Raw genomic sequence first — 18,355 nt, 5'->3', positions numbered from 1 at the left:
GGGGAGGATTGCCGTGTTCGGCACACAGGAAATTAATCGCGACGGCCATCTGTATATTGGCGGTATTGATACGAACGATTTGGCAGGAGAATTTGGCACGCCGCTGTATGTCTATGATACAGCGTTAATCAAAGACAAAATAAATCAATTTAAAAAGGCGTTTGACAAACACGAAGGACTTAACTGGCAAATTGCTTATGCAAGCAAGGCTTTTTCCACTCTTGCTATGATCCAATTGGTGAATGAACAGGGCTTGTCGCTTGACGTTGTCTCCGGAGGCGAATTGTTTACTGCACTTAAAGCAGGAATGGATCCTGAACGGATTCATTTTCATGGGAACAATAAGTCTGAGTCAGAACTTGCTATGGCACTGGACGCACGAATCGGAGCCGTTATTGTTGATAACCGCGATGAGCTGGAGTTACTTGAACGCATGTGCACCGAGCGCGATCAACAAATCGCTATTTTGCTTCGCGTGACCCCAGGCATTGAGGCGCACACTCATGAATTTATCATGACCGGTCAAGACGATTCGAAATTTGGATTCAACTTGGCCAATGGAACGGCGCAGCAGGCTGTGAAGCAGGCACTTCAAGCAGCGCATCTCCAATTAATCGGCATCCATGCTCATATCGGTTCTCAGATTTTCGAAACCAATGGCTTCACTGGCGCCATTCGTGTCATGCTCAAGCACGTAAACCAATGGACACGAGAATTGGGTTTTGCGCTTAACGTGCTGAATGTCGGTGGCGGATTCGGCATTCGCTACACAGAAAAGGATCGTCCGCTGCCCATCACTTCTTACATTGATGCTATTGTTGAAACAGCAGAAGAGGAGTGCGCGCGTTATCGATTACCGATGCCTGCACTTTGGATTGAACCGGGACGTTCAATTGTTGGGGAAGCAGGAACATCGCTCTATACCGTCGGGGCAGCGAAAACGATCCCGGGTATACGCAATTATTTGTCTATTGACGGCGGGATGGCCGATAATATTCGTCCGTCACTTTATCAAGCAGAATATCAAGCGATCTGTGCAAACCGGGCGCTTGAACCGAAAACGAACAAGGTTGCGATTGCCGGAAAGTGTTGCGAGTCTGGTGATATTCTAATTAAAGAACTTATGCTCCCTGAAACTTGCAGCTCCGGTGACTTACTTGCCGTATTTTCAACAGGCGCCTATGGCTATTCCATGGCGAGTCACTACAATCGCATTGCTAATCCTGCCGTTGTGTTTGTTGAAAACGGCGAAGCAACACTCGTCGTCAGACGTGAAAGCTACGAAGATTTGATTCGTTGCGATGTACCGTTAAAGAACCTTTCTCCAAATATTTAATTGACAGATGCACTTTATCACTCTTTAAATTCGGTGGGTTCAAACGTCCATTTTATCGATACACCAGGTGAAAAGATGCACAGCCTGATTGTTTTGGGTATAATATAAATCGTGTGCTTGATTTCTTAGCAATGAAAGATTATGTTATCTCATAGTTATGAGGGGTTCAACATGCTGATTCGCTATAAAAAGAGTTACGAGAAGATAGCCATGGGTCTGCTGTCTTTTATCCCGTCTGAAAAAGAGATAAAGCTGCTTTTGCAAACCGTACAAAAGTACGAAGAGGACGAAAACTGGCAGCTGTTTTTATGGAAAGATGATGAAGATATACTGGGTGTGGTCGGGGTTCACTTGACTTCGGAGCACGAAGCGATAATCGAGCATATTAGTGTCAATCCTTCCTACCGAGCGGAAGGGGTCGGCAAGAAGATGATTTTGGCATTGGAGCAGTTCATTGGCGCGGACGTTCATCTGGTTCCGTCTCAAGCCATTAAGTCTTACTTCAACAAATGTTTTTAAGAAGGTGAGGAAAAAGAAACCAATTCCTGATATGGTTTCTTTTTTTTGCTCGTCCGAAGGAACAAGCGATTCATTATTTAAGATCAGATAATGATGGAAAAAAGTTGAAATCTGGGGGATAAAGCTTGGAATACAAAGTGAAAATCGATGCTTTTGAAGGTCCTCTTGATTTACTTCTGCATCTGATAAAAAAACTGGAAATTGATATTTATGATATACCGGTTGCTGAAATCACCGACCAATATTTAGATTTTATTCACCATATGCAAAAGCTTGAATTGAATATTGCCAGCGAATATCTGCTTATGGCAGCAACACTTATTGCGATGAAGAGCAAAATGCTTTTACCAAAAACAGAGCTTCAATCCGTTGATGATGACAGCTATGAAGACCCAGAGATGACGCGTGAAGCATTGATGCAGCAGCTGCTTGATTATCGTCAATATAAAGAAGCGGCTGAAGCGCTAAAGGAAAATGAGCAGGGTCGAATGCAGCTTTACGCAAAACCGCCGTCGGATTTGACTGCGTACGAGAACAATGACTTGACTTCTATTCCTATTTCCGGAAGAGCAACGGTTCATGACCTATTGCATGCATTCAGACGGCTGATGTTAAAGAATAAATTGGAAAAACCATTGAATACAAAAATCGATCGTCAAGTTTTACCGATCGGACAGCAGATGAATTTGGTGATGAACAAGTTAGCGTCTGCCAAGCATCCCTTATCTTTTCAGTCGCTTTTCTCCTATCCGGATCGGACACATCTCATTGTGACGTTTCTTGCCCTGCTGGAACTAATGAAACTAAATGCGATTCAATGCATGCAGAATGAAAACTTTGATGATATCATGATCAATCTTGGAGAAGGAGCAGATGATTTTGAAACGGGAGAAAATTCATTCGATTATTGAGGGACTTCTCTATATAACAGGAGAAGACGGCGTACAAGTCGAACAAATACATAAAGTGCTTCCAGAATGTACGAGAGATGAAATTAGTGACATTGTCGAGCAGATGAAGGAAAATTATCAAACGAATGAATCAAGCGGATTGATGATTACGGATCTTCCCAATGGCTACCGTCTGACAACCAAACCGTTTATGAAAGACTATGCGAAACAATTTGCGGCCATTCCAAAAACAGCGCCGCTGTCTCAAGCAGCTTTGGAGACGGTGGCCATTATTGCATACAAACAGCCGGTTTCGCGTATCGATATAGAAGAGATTCGTGGCGTAAAGTCGGAACGAGCGCTTCAAACGCTTGTTGTGAAAGGGCTCATTAAAGAGGTTGGACGCGCTGAGGGAAGTGGGCGAGCAATCTTATACGGTGTTACGCCTTTATTTCTCGACTATTTTGGCCTCCATGACTTAAGTGAACTTCCTCCACTTACCGAAATGATGAAGCAACAGAATGAACACGTTGATACCTATGATCTCTTTTATGACCAGTATAAAGAAACCATAAAAGATCTGTAATCATTGTTTTCACTGATTCAAACTTGAGCCAAGTGCAGCACCTTGTCGGTATAAACTGCATCAGCGGCTAACAGGAGGGCTTTTTCGTGTTTGAACAGCTAAAAAGCTACTGGAAAAATTTTGCTGAAGAATATCGTTGGCAGGTGATTGCTCTCGGTTTAAGTATGCCGCTGCTTATCGCGGTACCTGCACTGCTTGCCGTATTGATGGTGCATGGCGCTTTCTTTACCAAAGTGTTTCTTTTTTTGATTTTACTGGTCTTTCTTACTGTTTTTGTGCTAGTCCCATTCCTACTCCTTATTTGTGCATCCTTTGGTTCAAAACGATTTCAACTCTATTGGATCATCATCCAAGCGGTGTTTTTCATCTTTTGGATCATTCTGTTTCAAGCGGCTCACTTCTATATCTGATAGAAATCCATTCATATTCTGCTTGTCCTCGCATACCGTTCTTATAAAGGGTGTCCAAACAGTCCGGGTACAAGTACCTCACGTGTCGTGAATCATTTTATCAGCTCCTATGAAAATGATGATCCCGGATAACTTCACCCTAAAAGCGTCTGCTAAAGATTAGGACAGGGGATGGAATCTGTGGGAGTCATGCTAAAAAGAGCGTTCCTGTTTTTTCTGTGTTTCAGCATTGTTTTTTCAATCTTTCCACGAACTTCAAAGGCTTCGGCAGTGCATGTTTCTGCGCATTCCGCTGTACTGATGGATCAGTCGTCCGGGCGCGTATTATTTCAACAAAATAGTAAGGAAAAATTGCCTATTGCCAGTATTACTAAGGTCATGACTGCCATTCTAGCAATTGAGTCAGGTAAAATGAACCGAACCTTTACCCCCAGCCAGGAGGCGCTGCGCACCGAGGGATCATCAATTTACTTAAAAGCGGGCGAAAAAATGAAGCTACGAGATCTCGTATACGGGTTGATGCTGCGCTCGGGAAATGATGCTTCACGGGCGATCGCCGAAGCGGTGGCCGGCAGTGAGAAAGGTTTTGTACTGTTGATGAACGAAAAAGCACGTGAGCTTGGCATGACCGATTCGCATTTTACCAATCCTAATGGACTTGAGCATCCGAAGCATTACGCAACAGCATATGATATGGCACTGCTGATGCGCTATGCGATGGGGAACGCCACGTTTCGTAAAGTGACGGGAACAAAACTGCACCGGGTGCCTGCAACCAATAAAGAAGCAGCGCGCGTTTGGAAGAATAAAAATAAAATGTTGTCTTTATATAAATATGCGACCGGTGGGAAAACCGGATTTACTAAAGTAGCGCACCGAACGTTGATTTCAACTGCATCGAAAAATGACCTGAATCTCGTTGCTGTTACGCTCAATGACGGCGATGACTGGAAGGATCATCAAACCATGTTTGACTGGGCATTTGATCATTTTACACCGGTTGAAGTCGTTAAAAAAGGTAAAATAAAGGCAAAGGTGCATAAATTTTATATGAATCATATCTATGCGAAGCGCTCACTTGTGCTGCCGCTTGCAAAGCATGAAAAAAGAAAGATTCAAAAACGGCTCGTGCTCATTAAACCGAGAAATGTGAAGAATTGGGAGCCGGATTCACCTGCCGGCCGGTTAACCTTATTTTTGGGACGGACAGAGCTCGCATCGCTTCCGATTTACTACAAGCAGGCAAAGAAAAAAGAATCTCATTTTTGGTCACGCTTTAGCGGCTTGTTTCAATCGATCTTGACGGGGACAAACCAATGATTAATTTAATTTGGGTTGCGCTTTTTTTAATCGGCATGGGCTATGCTGCGGTAAACGGTACGATGGATGACGTCAACAAGGTGTTGTTTTCTTCAGCGAATGACGCCGTGCAGATTTGTTTTGGGCTTGTCAGCATTCTCATATTTTGGCTGGGCTTGATGAAAATTGCAGAGAAGTCCGGCCTTCTGAACAAACTAAGCAATCTGTTTAAACCGCTAATGAAAAGAATTTTTCCTGAGGTTCCTCCGGATCATCCGGCAATGGGCTATATTTTATCGAATACAATTGCCAATATGTTCGGATTGGGTAATGCGGCTACCCCAATGGGGATTAAAGCGATGGAAGAATTGAAGAAACTGAGCGGAGGCAAAACAACGCCGAGCCGATCGATGATCACATTGCTTGCCCTGAATACTTCGGGACTGACGCTGGTACCGACGACGGTCATTGCAATTAGGATGCAGAGCGGTGCCCATTCACCTACGGACATTGTCGGTCCAACCTTGCTGGCAACGCTTTGTACGACTACTGCAGCGCTTCTTATTGACCGTTACTTCCATCATCGCAGGAGGAGAAAAAAATGAGTCTGATTACAACATTCTCAACATGGCTCGTTCCATGTCTGATCGCGGTAGTTTTGCTTTATGGGACGCTCAAGAAAGTACCGTCTTATGATGCATTTGTTGAAGGCGGAAAAGAGGGATTTTCACTGGCCATATCGGTGATGCCCTTTTTGGTCGGTATGCTGGTTGCGATCGGTGTCTTTCGTGCATCCGGCGCAATGGATGCGCTAACCCACTTAATTCGTCCGCTGATGTCGGCGATCGGCATGCCGTCTCAAGTGCTGCCGCTTGCTCTAATGCGACCATTATCCGGAACCGGAGCTCTTGGATTGATGACGGATCTCGTCAAGACTTACGGACCTGATTCCTTTGTTGGGCGCCTTGCCTCCGTCATGCAAGGCAGTACCGACACGACTTTCTATGTTGTTACCGTCTACTTTGGCGCCGTAGGGATCCATCGAATCGGCGATGCTTTAAAGGTTGGACTGCTTGCCGATCTTGTCGGTGTAATCAGTGCCGTTTGCATCGTTACTTGGGCTTTTGGGTGACCCGTTTACAAGTCCTACTCGCGATGAAGAACGAAGATGAACGTAGTGTGTCAAAACCATGAATAACAATTGAAACTTGAGAAAACAGAGTTGCCGCGTTATGATATCCTTTGAGGTGGAAGAATGGAACGTTTACAAAAAGTGATCGCGCGTGCCGGTATTGCTTCGAGACGCAAAGCGGAACAATTAATCCTTGATGGCAGAGTAGCGGTTAATGGAAAAGTGATTGATTCGCTAGGCACAAAGGTCTCTGCAACTGATCGAGTGGCTGTTGACGGTGTCCCGCTGGATAAAGAAAAACTTGTGTACTACCTTTTTTATAAACCGGTTGGTGTGATTTCAAGTGTGAAAGATGATCGTGGACGTCGAACGGTTGTTGATTTCTTTAAGCAAGTTCCGGAACGCATCTTCCCGGTCGGTCGGCTCGACTACGACACGTCGGGGGCGCTGCTCTTGACCAATGACGGAGCCCTTGCGAATCGGTTAATGCACCCCAGTTACAAGTTTAATAAAACATACATAGCAGAAGTTCGTCCGCTCCCAACAGCCGAACAACTGAGCCAATTGGCTAATGGCATTCATTTGGAGGATGGAATGACAGCAAAGGCACGCGTGAAGCTGCTTTCCTCGAACCAGGAAAAGCGAACAGCTTCTGTCCAGCTAACGATTCATGAAGGAAGAAACCGTCAAGTCAGAAGGATGTTCTCAGCACTTCATCTCCATGTGTGCAGACTGAAAAGAGAACGCTACGGATTTCTCGACTTGAAAGGATTGCACCCGGGTGAGGCTCGTGAACTGACCGCTTTTGAGGTCAAAACGCTTGCGCGTGAAACAGACACTCAGAAATAATACTGTATTTTTTAAAGAAATTGTTTAAAATAAGACATAGGATTGACACAATTGCAGGGAATGTCGATGTATGGCAGTTTTTTTGCTTAACCATGCTGGAAAGTCAGGGATCGCGTTAAAGTTAAAAAATTCGAATACAGAGAGATAGAGGCGCTGCTCGGAAAAGGGAGGATCTGGATGAAAGAGAAAACGGCATCTATTTTGGTTGTTGATGATGAAGAAAGGATTCGTAAGCTGTTAAAAATGTATTTGGAACGTGAGCAATATACGATTGATGAGGCTGAAGACGGTTCGGTTGCTCTACAAATGGCATTGGAGAAAGATTATGATTTAATCTTGCTTGATTTGATGCTTCCAGGAATGGATGGCGAGACCGTTTGTGAAAAACTTCGTGAGTCAAAGGCTACGCCTGTGATCATGCTGACAGCCAAAGGTGAAGAAGCAAATCGTGTCCAAGGTTTTGAAGTCGGTACGGATGACTATATCGTTAAGCCGTTTAGTCCACGCGAAGTTGTTCTTCGCGTTAAGGCATTGTTGCGGCGTTCTTCTAAAACTAAGTTTCTAGAAACGGAACCAACAACAAAAAATGTTATTGTCTTTCCGCATCTGACTATTGATCATGATGCGCACCGTGTCAAAGTTGATCAGCATGAGGTTAGCCTGACGCCAAAAGAATATGAACTACTCTATTACTTAGCGCAAAATCCGGATAAAGTCTTCTCAAGAGAACAGCTTTTGAAAGACGTATGGAACTATGAATTTTTCGGCGATTTACGAACTGTGGACACACATGTCAAACGACTGCGCGAAAAACTTAACAAGGTTTCGGAAGAAGCAGCAGAAATGATTGTTACCGTTTGGGGCGTCGGCTATAAAATTGAAGCAGACGCTGCAACATGATTTGGCGGAGCATGATTGGCAAGCTATGGGCGACCATAATTGCTATTGTTACGATTGTTTTGTTGTTTCTTACGTTGTTTCTGCTTCAGTTTTTTCAGAATAATAATATTCAGCAAGCGGAACAGCAAATGGAGAAAATTGGCCGGAAATCCGCTGAATTAGTCGTACATCCCCAAGGACGGACAATGAATGAGACCTTGAGTACAGTAAATGATTTGGCGGACGTATATAATGCGGGGTATGTTCTGGTTTTGCGGAATCAGGAGTGGCGCAGTGCCTCTAAAACCGTTACTTCCGGATTGCATCGCGCATTCTTCGAACAGGATGCAACATTAAAACAAGCACTTACCGGTCGAAAACCGGTCAAAAAAATCGGCATGTTTCAGGTACCTAAGAAGCATTCAAGCAAACGACTGCTTGTCGTAGGCGTTCCGGTACGCAATGAATCGGGAACATATGGCGCGGTTTATATGGTGCAGTCCATACAGATCGCGCAAAATGCGATTGATCAGTCAAAGAAACTTATTTTTATTGCGGCGGGTTTTTCAATTTTATTAACAACGTTTTTCGCATTCTTTTTATCAACACGAATTGGCTCTCCGCTGAGAAAAATGAGGAAAGCTGCACGTCAAGTTGCGCTTGGCAACTTTGACATTAAAGTTCCGGTCGTAACGCGTGATGAGGTTGGCGATTTAGCGGTAGCTTTTAATCATATGCGTGAAAAGTTGAAGGAAAATATGAATGCTTTACGTCAGGAAAAGGAGCAGCTCGCCGGTATTCTTCAGAATATGGCGGACGGAGTGCTTCTCATGGATACAAAAGCTCAGATTGTTGCCGCCAATCCACCGGCTGCGCACTTTATCTACTCATGGAACTATGAACACAAAAGTATTCGATCACATGCAGAGACTCCGGACCCATTGAAAAAGCTGTTTCATAGAATAGCTGAAAAAAACGAGCAGCAGACACTTGAACTCGAAGTGCAGGGGCGGATCTGGGTCGTGATCTTGCGGCCGTTGTATGATCAGGAAAAAGTGCGTGGGTCTGTGGCCGTGCTGCGCGATATGACAGAGGAACGCCATAACGATCAGATGATTCGCAGCTTTGTCGCTAATGTCAGCCATGAGTTAAGAACGCCGATTGCCATGATGCAGGGTTATAGTGAGGCGATCATTGATGATATTGCAGAGAGCGTTCAAGATAAAAAGGACATGGCGCAAATTATTGTTGATGAATCAAAACGAATGGGGCGTCTTGTCAATGAACTGTTAGATCTCGCTAAACTAGAGGCTGGCCACTTCCAATTGGATCGTCACAAGGTTACACTTGGCGACTTTTTTAAACATAACATTACAAAATTCAGTAAACTAGCTTCGGATACAAAAATAAAGATTCAGTCGGACCTGGAGGGTATCGGTAAAACAAAGTTCTTTATGGATCCGGATCGTGTGGAACAGGTCATGACTAATTTGATTGATAATGCGATCCGACATACACGAGAAGGCGGATTCGTCACCGTCAAAGCGCGGATTGAGACGGATCGTCTTCATGTATGGATTACCGACTCAGGCGTCGGGATTGCCAAAGAGGATATTCCGTTTGTTTTTGAGCGTTTCTATAAAGCAGACAAAGCAAGAACACGCGGCAAAGCGGGTACGGGTCTTGGCCTTGCCATTGCAAAGCACATCGTTGAAGCACATGGCGGTGAGATTACGGTTAACAGCATTAAGGGTGAAGGAACAACCTTTCAATTTACCTTAAAAAGGACGCTGCCTGTTCAATCATAGATCAGGAAAGATCGTTTCTCATCTCATTTGTTTATGATTTATCGATTGGCACCCCTGTTTTTGCAGCGTTAAAAGATGAAAACTTGCAGTTACGCATTTTTATTACAGGATAAGAAAGTAGATGATTTTGCCCCTTCTTCAAACCAATAGACCAGTGTCTTGGCTAAGAATCAAGAGCAGATGCTCTGGTGCCTGCGGAAGTACAGGCCAAAGGAGACCCCGCAGATTCCTGCCTGTCTGAGGAGGCTCCTGGACTGCCCGCGGCAAGCGAGCAATCGGAGCGTGCACAAAAACCAAAGCCAACATTAAGAGCAAAAGGAACTTCCGCTAATTTAAAGGAACTTCCGCTATTTGTAAGGGAACTTTCGCTAAAGGCGTGTACGTCCTGTATGCAACGCGGAAGCCACCGCATCCTGCGGAAGTAAGGACCAAACACGGCTTGGTTTTTCTTTAATCGTAAAAGCTGCAGAAAATCATAAGAGCGTTCGGAAGCGTTTGCCTTTATCGAAAGCTTGACCCTTATAAAAATAGGACGGGCGACTAAGGAACATTAGTGTGTTCTGAGCAAATGGAACAGAGCAGTGTCACCAGTTCATTTTAAAAAAGATGACCCCTATTCACGAAAGGGATCATCTTCGCATTATCTCTTTTATTTCGAGTCAGATGCCAACCGTATGATTTGGCTTGCCGTGAAACGGCTGATCTGAAACACAGATCGATTCGGTTGGGCAGCCTTCATAGGCATCAACCAAGTCGTCGATCAGCTCATCAGGAACAGCTGCGTCTCCCTTGTTGTTATCAAGCATTGAAAAAGCAATGCCTTCCTCATCGTAATCATATAAATCAGGTGCTGATGCCGCGCATGCACCGCACGCAATACATGTTTCTTTATCTACAATTGTAAATTTCTCAGCCATAGTCATTTCCTTTCTTTCACTAGTCGATGAATTTGATTCATTGACTTTTATTTTAAAGAAGCGACTTAATCTTTTCAATAGAGTTATGGATACAACCGTGACTATTTGTCGAAATCAACGCACAAAAAAGGTAAAATAAAAGAAGCGGGATTCAAAACGTTGTCGATGAGCATGAAGGATAGTAAATCGTAGGGACATACTGCTGCTCATGCAGCCGTATGAAACAAAGCAATAATCGCAACAAAACGATTGTTTCCTTAACTGTGTATGAGGAGGATGCTTTATTGTACCAGGATGCGCTCTTGCTCTATTTAGTCCAAAAGTTCTGCGGTGAACGCACATGTTCAGGAATCTACCATCTGCTTAAAGGGAAAAAATCTTCACAAAGTGTTCAGGACAGCTATTTATTTCATGTCGCACCTTTCTTTCATTCATGTTCTGAACTGAGTCGCAGCTGCTTCGATGCACGGATCGAACACCTGCAGCGCGCGCAGTTGATTAAGCCTATCGATGCTGAATGTACGCGATTTGTGCTTACTGAAGATGGGGTAAAGTTGCTCGATGTTTTTCCAGAAAACAGATTGATTCCTGATGGCCTAAAAATCATCGATCAAATCAATGAAGAAGGTCGCTTTTGGCTGAAACTACAATTGCTTGTGCAGACGGTATCCGCATTGTGCCAGGGTCAGTCAGCCTTCTTACCTGTTGTCCGCCAGCCGGAAATCAGCGAGCATGTACGCAGGCTAATTCTGTCCGGTCCGCCAACGCGCGATCAGCTCGGTCGCATTGTTTTTAATGAATTGTATCAGCTTTTTTTAACAATGCCCGATGACGAAGCAAACAGTTTGTCTGCGCTTTTGAGTGGATGGAAGGCGTCTGGTCTCACGCTGGACCAAATGGCAGAAGCGAGTAGGAGGGATGCGTTAGAATGTAGTATACTTTTTAAATCGGCGTTAAGGCGTATGATGAACCTGTTCGTAGGATCCCCCGATCAATTTCCTTTCCTTTCACGACTGCTTATCGGCAGACAAAGCAGCCTCTCAAAAACCGCTGAAACAACGCGAAAGCTGCTTCAAACAGGATTAACGCTGCATGACATCGCAAGTAAACGTCATTTGGCAGTGAGCACGATCGAAGATCATCTCGTTGAATTGACACTGAAGAAGGTTAATCACTGGTTGTCCGATTATCTTTCCACAGCGTGTGAACAGCAAATTATGAACGTGGCCGACCATCTAAAAACGCGTCAATTGAAACCGATCAAAAATCATCTCGGCGAGCGTGTGTCGTATTTTCAAATCCGCTTAGCACTGGCCAAAAATGCAGTATCAGGAAGAAAAGTGGTGCGTATCAATGAGCAGTAACCAATCGTTTTTAAAGCAAGCGCAAACAATCCTGAAGGAGCAATTCGGGCATGAACAGTTTCGTCCCGGCCAGGAGGAAATTATAGTCAATGTACTGAATGGAAGAGATGTTTTTGCAATGATGCCGACAGGAAGCGGAAAATCGCTTTGCTATCAGATCCCCGGTTATCTTTTACAAGGAACAGTGCTGATCATCTCGCCACTTTTGTCACTGATGGAAGATCAAGTGCATGCCTTACGATTAACGGGGGAAAAAAATGTCCGCGCCCTGAATGGATTGATGCATCCGTTCGAACGGTCACGCGTGCTTCAGAATCTGCGTTCGCTGCGCTTCTTGTATCTTTCGCCAGAGATGCTGCGCGCGCAAACGGTAATCAAAGCACTTTCAAAAATAACAATTTCTTTGTTTGTTGTCGATGAGGCGCACTGCGTCTCTCAGTGGGGGCATGACTTTCGTCCGGATTATATGCATTTGGCCGACATTAGAGAACAACTTGGTCAGCCCCCTTGTCTCGCAGTTACCGCAACGGCAGATGAACACGTCAGAGATGATGTGGTTCGCTCGCTCAATTTAACCCATCCTGCTCAAATAATCATGAGTGTTGACCGAGAGAATATTGCAATTATCGTCCAGAAGACTGCAAATCAGAAGGAAAAAACGGAACAGCTTTTTCATTTGCTGGAAAAGGCTCCCTATCCGGGCATTATTTATTGCGCCAGTCGTGACTGGACAGAACGTCTGGCAGAACAGGCGAAGCAAAAATTAGGGCTTCGAACGGCTTTCTATCACGGTGGAATGGATTCCATTGACCGTCGAAAAATACAAAATCAGTTTCTCGATAATCAGATTGATCTCCTGTGCTGCACAAATGCGTTTGGAATGGGGATAAATAAGCAGGACATTCGCTTAATCGTTCATTTTCATTTTCCATCCTCGATGAATGCCTACTTGCAGGAAATTGGCCGCGCGTCTCGTGACGGCAAGCAAGGGCTCGCTGTTCTTTTTTACACAAAAAGTGATGAACAATTGCCGGAGGGGTTCATTGATGGAAACTTTCCGAGCGATGAAATGCTCCATCGCGTACTCCTTCAGCTGGATCAAGGCACTCGGTCGCTTGCGGATAAAAATGAATTCATGAGCGTTCTGATGGAAGAGGGCGTTTCAGAAACAGCCGCACGTTTTCTATTTGAACACGCATCCGAAAAACCGATTCAGCAAACCTATTCATCGCTACTTGACCCGTGTCGTATGCGAATTAAAGAGCGCGTGGCCGTACAAGTCAATGATCTCTCGATTATGAAAAACTATTTGGCGACCTCTTCCTGTAGGCGAAAATTTTATTTACGGGTATACCATGAAAAATTACAAGAAAAACCGGCCTATTGTTGTGATCGTTGCGGGATCCCCCTTAGTGAGCTCATGCAAAGGATACCGAAGAAGAAACGCACAGAATTGCGGTTAATGGATTGGAAACAGAAATTAGCGGCGTTGTTTCAAGAAAGCGGGCGGTCGCCACTTTGACTAATTCCAATGATACACTGGGAATTTCAGAAATTAGAAAGGCGCTCTTTGCATCGCAAGGCATGCTGATTCTCATTTCGGCAATGTTCATTATCGTGTTCGATCACACACGTTCTTTAAGCAAATGGTATCACTTTCACATCATTCATGTGCTTCAAGGTGCGGGGATTGGACTGCTCTTTGTCCTGCTGCAAGCTGCAGTAGAACAGTGGCTGCCTAATCACTGGCTTGATGACGGGGGGATAAATAAACAGCTGATACACGCATTTCGACTGCCGGAATTGATGGTCGTCATGCTGGGTGTTGCTTGTATTGAAGAAACGTTATTTCGCGGAATCTTGCAATCGATCATCGGTTTTTGGGCAGCCAATGTGATTTTTGCATTGATTCATTTTCGTTACCTCAAACAACCGGTTTTATTATTCTTTATCGTTGGCATTAGTTTCATCTTGGGCGGACTTCGCGAAGTATCCGGTGGATTGATTGCCCCAATCATCGCACATTTTTTGATCAATAGCTTGCCGGTATTGCTCGAGAAAATGAAGAAAAACAAGCGTACATAAAGAGATCGAACATGAACTCGTCCTATTTTCATCGCATCCTTCATAGTATTGAAATGAGGTGATGGGGCGATGTCTCTAAAAGAATACCGTGATAATGGTCAGATATCCGGAGTTTTGTTTACGATACTAACCGAGATGATCAAAAGAAAGAAGGTCAAAGAACGGTGGGCGCGAAGAGAAGCTGCCGCCGGAATTAGCCTTATGCTTTGTGCCGGTATCGTGATTGTCTCTACTTTTTTATTAAACGCGCGCGCCATTCGTTCGATCCATGACTTTTATATGCGCATCACTCAGCCATTTAGCGTAAGTTTTCTGCTCTTGTCTTTGCTTTTTTTACTCGTTTTTAGTTATACGCACAGCGAAAGAGAAGATGCGGATGATGACTACGACGACCTTAAAGATGAAATCATCGAACGTACAGACGAATTGTGGCCGTCTGAAGAGGTCGATGTGCAAAGCGATACGATTCGCTTTAATGTACTGACTTACTTAAAAAAAGAGTTTGATATTAATCTTTTCTATAAATAAAAGGCTGCTATACCAAAGTTGGAAAGCAGCCTGTTTGATCGATTTGTTCAAGGATCAGAAAATCCTTTTTTTACTTTGCTCTTCCTTAAGTATTTCTACTGCCTCCCGGAAGCGCTGTGAATGAACAATTTCACGCTCACGCAGGTAACCCAGGGAATCGTTGATCATCGGATCATCGGTAACATTAATAATCCATTGATACGTCGATCGCGCTTTTTCTTCTGCAGCAATATCCTCATATAAATCAGCGATTGGGTCGCCTTTGGATTGTAGGCCCATATCAAATTTTTGACCGGCTGCATTATGATAATAAACCGATTTCCCGTGATCGACATAGTGATCGCCGAGACCCGCTTCTCTTAATTGTTCCGGTGTCGCATCTTTTGTCAGTTTATAGACCAAAACTATATTGCAACCATTGGTTAATCATGTTAAAATACAGACACATCAAGAATTTATCAAGTTTCGGTGGTGAATGACTTTGAATAAGACTATTATGGATAACATAAAAAAAGTTGCTATTTACAGTAGGAAAAGCAGGGACGATGAGACTGAGAAGGCTTTAAAACAACAATTAGAAACACAAATTGAAAAATGTGAACAAAATAATTGGGAATATGATGTTTATAAAGAAGTTGGTTCGTCTCAGGATAAACATAGACCTCAATACACTAAAATGGTGAACAGAATTCAAAAATATGACTATGACGCAGTAGTGTGTACAGACCAAGACAGAATAACTCGTTCACAGGGCGGATTTGAAGAATTTCAAGCATTATTACAGGAATATAATGTATTACTTATAACAGATAAAAAGCCATTTGACTATAACAATGATGGTGATGCCTTTGAGGGTACTATTTATGCCTTTGTTGCCAAAATGGAATATATGCAAACAAAGAAAAGGCTAATAAGGGGTAAAAGAGATTCAGCTAGAAAAGGTAATTGGGCTGGGGGAAAGACCCCTGTGGGTTATAGCTATGACCATAGTACAAAAAGGCTTGTACCTGATGAAAATGCCCCTATAATCGAAAGAATTTATTGGTTATATCTGTCAGGTAAGTCCTCTACAGAAATAGAACGAATATTTGACCTAGAGGGGATATTAACGCCATCTGATTCAAAATGGGATAAGGCTAGAATTTCTGCAGTATTAGCTAATCCTGTTTATAAGGGTACGGCTATCTATGGTAGAACAAAAGTATCAAAGATTCATAAAAAACCTTGTGGAAAGCCTAAACAACTAAAGGCTTTAAAGGATGAACAAATAATTAGAGAAAATGCACATAAACCCATCATATCACCTGTGAAATGGGAAAAGGTAAAAGAAATTAGAGAAAGCAGGGCGACTAAGCCGCCAGCGTCTAGAATAGGGAAGGTTATTTTCACAGGCTTAATTAAATGCGGTTTATGCGGAAGAACACATAGCTTTCAAAGAAGAAAAGGGCAAGAACTTCGAATTACATCTTGTCAAACAAGGCATTATTCTGATGATGGAAGTTATACTGTCTGCAAAAACAAAGGTGTAAGACTAGACTTGTTTGAAAAGGTATTCTATGCCAATTTTAGTCAATTTGTTAACAGATTAGAACTGTACTTAGAGGATATAAAGAAAAACATAAGGCAAGACAGTACTAATCCTGCTGATGAAAAAACTATCCTAAAAGCAAACATTAAAAAGATTGCCGCTAGTATCAAAAGGGTGCAAAGAGGTTTCGTAGCGGAAATATACACAGAGGATGAGGCACAAAAGGAAATTAGGCAGTTAAAAACTCAAAAACAAAATTTGGAAAAACAAATAGAAAGATTAGATAGACAATCGAGAAGTGAAAAGATTGGTGAATTGCGGGGGACAGTAAACAAATTAAAATGTCTGCTAAATGGTACATCAGACCTAGAGACAAAGGAAATCAATTATTTGTTAACCACACTGATTGACCATATTGAATATACAAGGGTCGGTGACCATAAGGCAGAAATTAACATTAAAATACATTACAAAGGACAAACAGAGAAGAAGGAAAGCTAACTTCTCTGTTTTTGTTTTGGTGTGTTGATGGGAAAATAGAACATGCCGCTGTAAGGCTATGACAGGCCTTATAGAAGGCTATGCTGTCCATGTGCGGAAAAGGTGAGTTTGATAATCTAAAAATGAGCCATAAATAAGAAATTTGCTCACATAAAAATGAGCCACATGATTTCCAGTATTTCCATTCTCTCTTATGATAGAAAGTGTCCAACAATCTACATAGGGAGAGGAAGAAAAGGATGATCAATATGGCTAACTATCATCGTATCAAATTTCTAAAGGAGGTTGAAGGTCTTTCCCAAAGAGAGATCGCTAAAAAACTGGGTATTTCGAGAAACACGGTGAGTAAATATCTCAAACAGAAGGAGGCTCCAACTACTTTAATCCGTCAACGTTCATACGGAAAGAAAGAATACTCAGAGGAGACGAAACGTGTGTTGCCTATCATTGACCAGTGGCTTGCGGATGATCAAAAAAGCTGGGTCAAACAAAAGCACACCGCAGCGAGAATCTATCAACGTTTAGTAGAGGACTATCACTTTAAAGGATCGGCATCTAATATTCGAAAGATTGTCGCCAAACGCAAACCATCCCATCAGGAAGTCTTCATTCCACTCGAATTTCAATTCGGCCACCAATTCCAATTTGACTGGGGAGAGGCGGATATCATCCTTCAGGGTCGAAAGCAACGTATTTATCTTTTTTGCCTTCAGGTCTCGGCCAGTCGCTTGCGATTTGTTCGAGCTTATACCCACGAAAAGCAGGAAGCCTTTCTGGATGGTTTTGTTCATGCGTTTGAATTTTTAGGTGGTGTACTTACTGAAGGTCTCTTTGATAATTTAAAAACCGCTGTAATGAAGCTATTAAAGGGGCGAGACCGTTTGGAGCAGGAAACCTTTCTGGCGCTTCAAGCCCATTACGGTTTCAAAGCAACTTTCGCTAATCCCCGAAAGGGAAATGAAAAAGGTCGTGTAGAGGGAACGGTTGGGTATACCCGGCGCAATGCTTTTGTTCCCTGTCCAGACGTTCAATCCATGGATGAATTGAATGATGACCTGCTTGATTGGTGCTTAAAGGAAGCCAAACGGAAAACCGTTCCACATACCAGTGAAACCGTTGCACAGGTTTGGGCCAAAGAAAAGCGGACGCTCCGTTCCCTCCCAGAAACAGCTTTTGAAGCGTGCCATCTGGTGTCTTGTAAGGTCAATCCTCTCTCGTTGATCAATATAGAGACGAATCAATACTCGGTGCCCTGTGGTTATGTTGGCCAAGCCGTCTGGGCTAAGAAGTTCGTCGATCGAGTGATCATCGTGGCTCAAAATCAAGTGATCGCCGAACATCCGCGCTCTTATGAACGGTTCAAAATGTTCACTCATCTGGATCACTATTTGGATGTGTTACTAAAGAAACCGCGTGCGATCAGAGATGCCCATCCCTTCCATAGCCCGGAAATCCCAGAAGTGTTCCGGCGATTCCATCAGAAGATGCGTGAACAGGAAGGAGCGGACGGTGATCGCAAGTTTGTCCGACTGCTGCTCCTCCATCGGGAGCTCGGGATGAAGCGTTTAACGCAAGCCATTCAAAAAGCGGAAGAGAAACAAATCTTTCGGTATGAAGCAGTTCATGAGATCATCCAGGAAATGACGAATGATGTCATCGTTACGGATTTACCGAGTGAAAAAGCACCGGATGTCCTAAGGAATTACAAGGTGGATCAAGCCAAT

At 43.5% G+C, this 18,355-nt stretch carries 18 protein-coding genes and 1 pseudogene; 17 read left to right on the top strand and 2 right to left on the bottom strand.

The genetic code is table 11. From position 1 onward, the window contains the following. Nucleotides 1-7: 7 nt before the first annotated feature. From lysA to SIN01_RS07250, 11 genes are all read left to right on the top strand, one after another. Nucleotides 8-1,336 carry a diaminopimelate decarboxylase gene (gene lysA, locus SIN01_RS07300; RefSeq protein WP_029548322.1) on the top strand — a complete coding sequence of 443 codons (1,329 nt, stop codon included), beginning with the start codon at nucleotides 8-10 and terminating at the stop codon, nucleotides 1,334-1,336. Between the two features lie 171 nt (nucleotides 1,337-1,507). Further along, nucleotides 1,508-1,855, top strand: a complete 348-nt coding sequence (locus tag SIN01_RS07295) for a GNAT family N-acetyltransferase (RefSeq protein WP_010027089.1) — start codon at nucleotides 1,508-1,510, stop codon at nucleotides 1,853-1,855. 125 nt (nucleotides 1,856-1,980) lie between these two features. After that, a complete protein-coding gene (locus SIN01_RS07290) occupies nucleotides 1,981-2,766 on the top strand; it encodes a segregation/condensation protein A (RefSeq protein WP_010027090.1) in 786 nt (261 codons plus the stop codon). Further along, on the top strand, nucleotides 2,729-3,331 hold the full coding sequence (gene scpB, locus SIN01_RS07285) for an SMC-Scp complex subunit ScpB (RefSeq protein ID WP_010027091.1): 603 nt from the start codon (nucleotides 2,729-2,731) through the stop codon (nucleotides 3,329-3,331). The genes SIN01_RS07290 and scpB overlap by 38 nt, the downstream gene beginning before the upstream one ends. An 86-nt stretch (nucleotides 3,332-3,417) precedes the next feature. Further along, a complete protein-coding gene (locus tag SIN01_RS07280) occupies nucleotides 3,418-3,741 on the top strand; it encodes a hypothetical protein (RefSeq protein WP_010027092.1) in 324 nt (107 codons plus the stop codon). 270 nt (nucleotides 3,742-4,011) lie between these two features. Beyond that, complete coding sequence (locus SIN01_RS07275) at nucleotides 4,012-5,061, top strand: D-alanyl-D-alanine carboxypeptidase family protein (protein ID WP_237760137.1); 1,050 nt, start codon at nucleotides 4,012-4,014, stop codon at nucleotides 5,059-5,061. Then, entirely contained in the window at nucleotides 5,058-5,645 is a 588-nt protein-coding gene (locus SIN01_RS07270; protein ID WP_010027094.1) for a nucleoside recognition domain-containing protein, read from the top strand. Before SIN01_RS07275 ends, SIN01_RS07270 begins: the two co-directional genes overlap by 4 nt. Beyond that, on the top strand, nucleotides 5,642-6,172 hold the full coding sequence (locus SIN01_RS07265) for a spore maturation protein (RefSeq protein ID WP_010027095.1): 531 nt from the start codon (nucleotides 5,642-5,644) through the stop codon (nucleotides 6,170-6,172). The genes SIN01_RS07270 and SIN01_RS07265 overlap by 4 nt, the downstream gene beginning before the upstream one ends. Nucleotides 6,173-6,295: 123 nt before the next feature. Then, entirely contained in the window at nucleotides 6,296-7,021 is a 726-nt protein-coding gene (locus SIN01_RS07260; RefSeq protein WP_010027097.1) for a pseudouridine synthase, read from the top strand. A 177-nt stretch (nucleotides 7,022-7,198) separates the two neighbouring features. Then, nucleotides 7,199-7,921 (top strand): response regulator transcription factor, encoded by a 723-nt coding sequence (locus SIN01_RS07255; RefSeq protein WP_047034860.1) that lies wholly within the window; start codon nucleotides 7,199-7,201, stop codon nucleotides 7,919-7,921. After that, the gene (locus SIN01_RS07250; protein WP_010027466.1) at nucleotides 7,918-9,708 is read left to right on the top strand and encodes an ATP-binding protein; all 1,791 of its coding nucleotides are present in this window, start codon (nucleotides 7,918-7,920) and stop codon (nucleotides 9,706-9,708) included. Before SIN01_RS07255 ends, SIN01_RS07250 begins: the two co-directional genes overlap by 4 nt. 659 nt (nucleotides 9,709-10,367) lie before the next feature. Here SIN01_RS07250 and SIN01_RS07245 read toward each other — a convergent pair. Beyond that, complete coding sequence (locus SIN01_RS07245; protein WP_010024375.1) at nucleotides 10,368-10,625, bottom strand: ferredoxin; 258 nt, start codon at nucleotides 10,623-10,625, stop codon at nucleotides 10,368-10,370. 284 nt (nucleotides 10,626-10,909) lie between these two features. Between SIN01_RS07245 and SIN01_RS07240 the strand changes: the two genes are divergently transcribed. The 4 genes from SIN01_RS07240 to SIN01_RS07225 all read left to right on the top strand — a co-directional run bounded on the left by SIN01_RS07240 (nucleotide 10,910) and on the right by SIN01_RS07225 (nucleotide 14,602). Next, complete coding sequence (locus tag SIN01_RS07240) at nucleotides 10,910-11,989, top strand: YpbB family protein (RefSeq protein WP_010024373.1); 1,080 nt, start codon at nucleotides 10,910-10,912, stop codon at nucleotides 11,987-11,989. Then, the gene (locus tag SIN01_RS07235) at nucleotides 11,979-13,511 is read left to right on the top strand and encodes a RecQ family ATP-dependent DNA helicase (RefSeq protein ID WP_010024372.1); all 1,533 of its coding nucleotides are present in this window, start codon (nucleotides 11,979-11,981) and stop codon (nucleotides 13,509-13,511) included. Before SIN01_RS07240 ends, SIN01_RS07235 begins: the two co-directional genes overlap by 11 nt. Continuing rightward, nucleotides 13,508-14,074, top strand: coding sequence for a CPBP family intramembrane glutamic endopeptidase (locus SIN01_RS07230; RefSeq protein ID WP_010024371.1), 567 nt, complete (start codon nucleotides 13,508-13,510; stop codon nucleotides 14,072-14,074). Before SIN01_RS07235 ends, SIN01_RS07230 begins: the two co-directional genes overlap by 4 nt. 69 nt (nucleotides 14,075-14,143) lie before the next feature. Next, nucleotides 14,144-14,602, top strand: coding sequence for a DUF2663 family protein (locus tag SIN01_RS07225; RefSeq protein WP_010024370.1), 459 nt, complete (start codon nucleotides 14,144-14,146; stop codon nucleotides 14,600-14,602). Nucleotides 14,603-14,656: 54 nt separating this feature from the next. Here the strand turns inward: SIN01_RS07225 and SIN01_RS07220 are convergent. Beyond that, a pseudogene (locus SIN01_RS07220) lies at nucleotides 14,657-15,004 on the bottom strand (manganese catalase family protein); the annotation flags it as partial. Nucleotides 15,005-15,083: 79 nt separating this feature from the next. On the opposite strand from SIN01_RS07220, the gene SIN01_RS07215 reads away from it, so the two are divergent. Together SIN01_RS07215 and istA are read left to right on the top strand one after the other, a co-directional pair. Continuing rightward, on the top strand, nucleotides 15,084-16,631 hold the full coding sequence (locus tag SIN01_RS07215) for a recombinase family protein (protein WP_010024368.1): 1,548 nt from the start codon (nucleotides 15,084-15,086) through the stop codon (nucleotides 16,629-16,631). A gap of 248 nt (nucleotides 16,632-16,879) precedes the next feature. After that, nucleotides 16,880-18,355: IS21 family transposase (istA, locus tag SIN01_RS07210; protein WP_244935250.1), on the top strand; the 1,476-nt coding region annotated here is incomplete at its 3' end.

Origin of the sequence: Sporolactobacillus inulinus (genome assembly GCF_006539285.1) — a bacterium.
GTDB lineage: Bacteria > Bacillota > Bacilli > Bacillales > Sporolactobacillaceae > Sporolactobacillus > Sporolactobacillus inulinus.
This window is presented reverse-complemented; position numbering and strand designations above follow the sequence as displayed.